Genomic DNA, 5,228 nt, shown 5'->3' with positions numbered 1-5,228 from the left:
ATTCTGATCATCTAACCATTCGGCAAATTGTTCAATTTATTTTTACATGATGCCTAAGTATCTGCTTCTTGCCAAAGTAGATCACATTTTTTGATAGTAGCTTTTTCAGCTAACAAATTCAATTACTGATTTTTTTATCCTTTTCGGACAAAGACTTTAAGATTGAACATTGACAAATCTTTAAACTTATTGATAGAAACTTAACTGTAAGTTCATACAATTATGGAAAAAGTGCGCTACTATACATATATAGTTGGCCCTTTTCATTGCCCAAAAATATTGCTTTAGACCTATTCATTAAGTTATAGTTATGCTTAATAACGGATACCCTTTGACTCTAAAACATTGAGTCAAAGGGTATTCCTGATAAATTTCCCAACTTTTGACTGGTCCTCAGAGTTGGAAATCTTTACTCGCCATACATCAAAAGGAGAGCATTTTAATTATGCCAAATTTTCAAAGACCTCGCAAGCCTAAACCAAAATCTGATAACGAGAAGAATGGCCTTTCCTTTACTCTGACGTTTTCTCAACAGTTTTTGCAACAGATGATACAAATATTATTGGTATTTGTTTTTTTATGGTGCTTGATTCAACTCAATGCTTCTGTAAGTCAAAGTCGGAACAGTAATCCGATATGCAATCTAAGCCAACCCAATTAAGGTAAGAAACTCAACCAAATTAAATGTAAAACCTATCTTCTTTTAGGAGAGAGGCTTTGACTCCATATTTACACAACTTGGAAACTAAAGCTAAGACTTGCCCAATTATTTACATCTAAGATATATGAGTCGGCTGCTATGCTGTTCATCTCAGTTTTGAGATGCAAGTCTTGTAGCAAGGCTTGTGCAACGTCTAAGGGATTCAATAATGGGGCAATCGGCCTTTCTTCGGTTGGGGAATATTTAGCAGTGTTCAAAGCGGCGAGAGTTCCGCTAAAGGGGGCAGTACTAAAAATCAGTTGTTGTTCGCAAAAGAAAGCTGGCCCTGAAATCACCCATTCGGAAGCAGCATTAGTTTGGGGTACGGTGAGGGTTTCACCTGGAGCGATGACAACTTCTTTAAGTAGGGGCTTGGTGTCCACAGTGTTTGGTTCTTGGGGGGTTTCCCAAGGATAAAAGGCGATCGCAGTATGATTATTGTTTAAGCCCACCAAGATTAAATATACTGGGCGATTGCTCTGGTTTTCCACTCGATATTGCATTTGACTACCGATAGGCACAACGGCAGTGGGGAGTGATTTTTTAATCGAAGTTTCCGGTTTGACAGTTCGGACTGTTTGGTGCTGCATCACCACTTGTGGTGATATACCACTAATTATTTCTAAGGTTGCCTTGAGAGCCAAGCGGGAAGAACCTTGGTTTTCTGTGAGTCGCCATAATTTGGCTGCTAGCAAGGTTGATAATTTTGGCTCTAACTTTTGCGCTGTTAATTTTACTGCTTCTCCTACTTCCCCGGTGGTATTGGGAATTAGCTCGCCACCAAGAGAAAATAGACCATAGCGACTAGGAATTTCCTGTAGCTTACCAAATACATAATCAGCAGGTTTTTCTCCTACTACTACGGTGGACGTACGGGAAAATGCAGCAAAGGCACTTGTGGCGTCTACCCGCTCAATTCTTTCCAATCCAGTATCTAGAGCTATTGTTAAATTAATATTTCGGGGTAAAACCCGAACTGCTTCTTGGACGAGTTGTCCGACTTGTAGGGGATTTGCACCTTCAATTTTGGCAATTTGAGCTTTTGCCGTTAACCCAGTCCGCGATCGCAATACTAATTGCTCTGTTGTTGCTAGGGTAAATCGAGAATTAACTCCGTAGTATAGCAGCACTTGGGGAGGTAATCCTGCCAACCACAGATGGACTGTTTTGCCGTCTTCTTCGATAGCTGTCACCGCGCCTTCTGCACCAATGATACTGTCTAAATCATCTAGAAAACCTAACCCCTCAGCTCCCTTCCCTACAAGGGAAGGGGGAGAATTCAAAGCCTCTCTCTTCTTAGGAGAGAGGTTTTTCATATCCCCTGGTTGCTGTTTGCTACCCAATTTGGATAGAGAATTTTCTACATGAGAGAGGGCGACTTGAATTGTGGTGTTTGGGGTGAATTCCCACAAATACTGTGTCAAGGCGTAGGTAAATAACCCAGCACTAAAACCAGAAAATATTCCTTCCCTCGCCGACTGCTTTGCTTCTGAGGTAGCTGTTAAAACAATCGGAGTGCTGGGTAACTTCTGAGTTTTAAGTTGTTGGAGAAAATCAAGTTCCTCTGCTGCTAGCTTTGCTACTGACTCCTGAAGGGCGCGACTTTTTAATCCTAAGACTGGGGTTGGCGCATAATAGCTAGTATCCAATACTGCTGTTACTTGGTCTGTGGGGAGCGATCGCAATAATAGCAGTAGAGTTTCTTCTAATATATAGTTGACTATTTTATCATTTTGTGATTTATGACTTACATTAGCTGACACCAGAGCATTTTGCATTGTATCTGGCGATGTCTCCAATTTGATCCGGCTGCCATAGCCGCTAAAGTGGAAGACAACTACATCACCGGGTTTAGCTTGCTTGCTCAGGTGATCCAAAAAAGCCGCCTCAATGAATTCCCTACTAGCTTGTTCCTCAGTTAAGGTTAGAATATCTGACCCTTGGAAACCAAAGCGGTGAATCAAAAGTTCTCTTTGTAGTTCCACATCCGTCAGACAACCACTGAGGACTGGAATTTTTGGGTATTGGTTAATACCTATTAACAATGCCAACTTGCGCGGACTGGGTTGTGCCAAAGCCTGATAATAGCGATTTCCCAAAGTCAACCACTCAGCTTCAGTTACCCCCAATACAGCGAGTATTGAGCCAATTCTGTGTAAAAACGTGCGCCGTTCCATAATTAGCTATCAGCCCTCAGCTATCAGTTAGCAGCTTACAGGGCTGAACTCTGTAGTGTAAAGTGACAGTCGATACTGGTTATCTATTGACAATTTGCCCTAAGCCGGCACTTCTATCCGCATTGCCCGCGCCAACTCTGCCGCTACCTCTGGACGGGAAAATTCTGGTGGCGGTAATTCACCACGCCGCAGCATTTCCCGGACTTTTGTCCCCGATAGGTGAATGCGTTCTTCTGGCTTGCTGGGACTGGTTTTAGATGTTGCCATCTGCTTAGTGCGTGTGCAGTAAAAAGCGTGTTCAAATTTCATCGGTACAATGCCCAATTCACTTGGCGCAAACTCTTCAAAGATATACTGAGCATCATAAGTGCCATAATAGTCACCGACGCCAGCATGATCTCGCCCGACGATAAAGTGAGTACAGCCGTAGTTTTTGCGGACTAAAGCATGGAATATGGCCTCACGAGGCCCAGCATAGCGCATTGCGGCTGGATTTATTGCCAAAGTTACCCTATCTAAGGGATAGTAGTGTTCCAGCAAAATTTCATAGCAGCGCATCCGCACGTCAGCGGCAATATCGTCTTCTTTTGTCGCCCCGACTAATGGGTGCAAAAATAGACCATCAACGATTTCTAAAGCGCACTTTTGAATATATTCATGGGCGCGGTGGATGGGGTTGCGAGTTTGAAAGCCGACGATGGTTTTCCAACCCTTATCTTTAAATAATTGCCGTGAGGCAGCTGGATCGATTTGGTAAGTGGGAAACTGGGGATGAGGTTCGCGTTGCAACAACCAAATATCACCCGCTAGATGTACATTACCTTGGTTATAGAGTACCTGCACGCCGGGATGCTTGGCATCATCAGTGCGGTAGACATTTCTTGCTTCGCGGGTTTTGTCGTAGTGATATTTTTGGGTGAGTTGCAAAACTGCAATAAATTCGCCTCTGGAGTTATCCAGACGGATTAAGCCGCCTTCTGGCAATGGGGAAGCTACTTCTTCACTGACCGATAGTGTAATCGGGATTGACCACACAAGACCGTTAGCTAATCGCATTTCTGTAACAGTGCGAGCGTAGTCTTCCTGGTTCATAAAACCCGTGAGTGGACTAAAAGCACCGATCGCAATCATTTCTACATCTGAAACGGCGCGATCGTCAAGTTGCACTCGCGGCAAAAAGTCAGCTTTTGAGAGAAACTCTGCTCTTTGTTCTGGTGTGGCGATACGGTTAACCAACTGTCCACCGTGGGGGGCTATGGCATCTGGATTGTGACTCAACGTAATCCCCTCTCTGCTTTTACTGTTATTGTTTCAGATTATGTACTAACTTATCAAATGCTGGTACGTAGAAAAAAAGAGTTTAGGGAATGGAAGAAAATTTTGCAACTAGCTTCTAACCTATCTGATTAGGTTAGGCTAAAGCTAATCCAGCCTCAAGTTTCAGAATAGTTCCTTGGAATTGCTTATGACTGCTGTATCCCCCGTTGTTAAACCTGTTAGCCAAATGCGGCTAGCGCCTGGTAGTAGAGTGAATGTCAACGAACGATATAAGTTGGGAGGAATTTGAGTCTATTTTGCAAGAATTGGGGGAAAAGCGATCGCTACGAGTTGGTTACAGCAAGTCTACGTTAGAAATTATGGTTCCTCTGCCCGAACACAAAAAATCAAAGGACTTAATTTCGGATATTGTAAAAATCTTGCTGAAAATCGCCGGAAAAAGTTATGAACCCTTCGGTTCAACCACCTTCAAGCGAGAAAATATAGCGGGGGTAGAACCAGATGCTTGCTTCTACATCCAAAATTATCAAAGAATGATCGGTCGTCGCAAACTGGAACTAAATGATCCGCCTCCTGATTTGGCAATTGAAACAGATGTGACATCAAAAATAACTCTTGATGCTTACGAAGCGATCGCAGTTCCAGAACTCTGGATTTACGATAGTAAAAAGCTGAGGATTTATTTACTCAGGGATGGACATTACATCGAATCTGATCATAGTCCTAATTTTCCAAATATCCCTCTAACTCAAATTATTGCCGCTACAGTTGAACGAGCTTGGCAAGTAGGAACTGTACTGTACAAGCTTTGAAAGAGTTTGAAGGAACATTAGAGAGAAGTAGTTTTTGATAAAGAGTACGTAAGCGTAGACCGCCACAGGTATAGCTTTTGCTAATTGATCCTTGGATGGCAATAAATGGCATAAACTGCCATAAAATAATATTATGAAGGAAAAATTAGGGAAGTTGTGCCAGTGAAAAGTATAAATATATCTCTCCCTGATGCGATGCGGACTTATATAGAACCCATTTGACATCTTTTACTGTGTTGAAGTAAAGTGAGCGCAAAAGTT

3 protein-coding genes are annotated in these 5,228 nt (G+C 42.6%); 1 reads left to right on the top strand and 2 read right to left on the bottom strand.

Annotated features, from left to right (window positions below; all coding sequences use genetic code 11):
* Positions 1 to 729: 729 nt before the first annotated feature.
* Both HWQ44_RS03340 and sat read right to left on the bottom strand, forming a co-directional pair.
* On the bottom strand, positions 730 to 2,877 hold the full coding sequence (locus HWQ44_RS03340) for a caspase family protein (RefSeq protein ID WP_292714772.1): 2,148 nt from the start codon (positions 2,875 to 2,877) through the stop codon (positions 730 to 732).
* Between the two features lie 99 nt (positions 2,878 to 2,976).
* The gene (sat, locus tag HWQ44_RS03335) at positions 2,977 to 4,155 is read right to left on the bottom strand and encodes a sulfate adenylyltransferase (RefSeq protein WP_292714769.1); all 1,179 of its coding nucleotides are present in this window, start codon (positions 4,153 to 4,155) and stop codon (positions 2,977 to 2,979) included.
* Positions 4,156 to 4,409: 254 nt separating this feature from the next.
* Between sat and HWQ44_RS03330 the strand changes: the two genes are divergently transcribed.
* Positions 4,410 to 4,967: a Uma2 family endonuclease gene (locus tag HWQ44_RS03330; RefSeq protein ID WP_292714766.1), complete on the top strand. Its 558-nt coding sequence runs from the start codon at positions 4,410 to 4,412 to the stop codon at positions 4,965 to 4,967.
* Positions 4,968 to 5,228: the final 261 nt, after the last annotated feature.

The organism is Nostoc sp. JL34, from assembly GCF_017114945.1.
Lineage (GTDB): Bacteria > Cyanobacteriota > Cyanobacteriia > Cyanobacteriales > Nostocaceae > Nostoc.
This window is presented reverse-complemented; position numbering and strand designations above follow the sequence as displayed.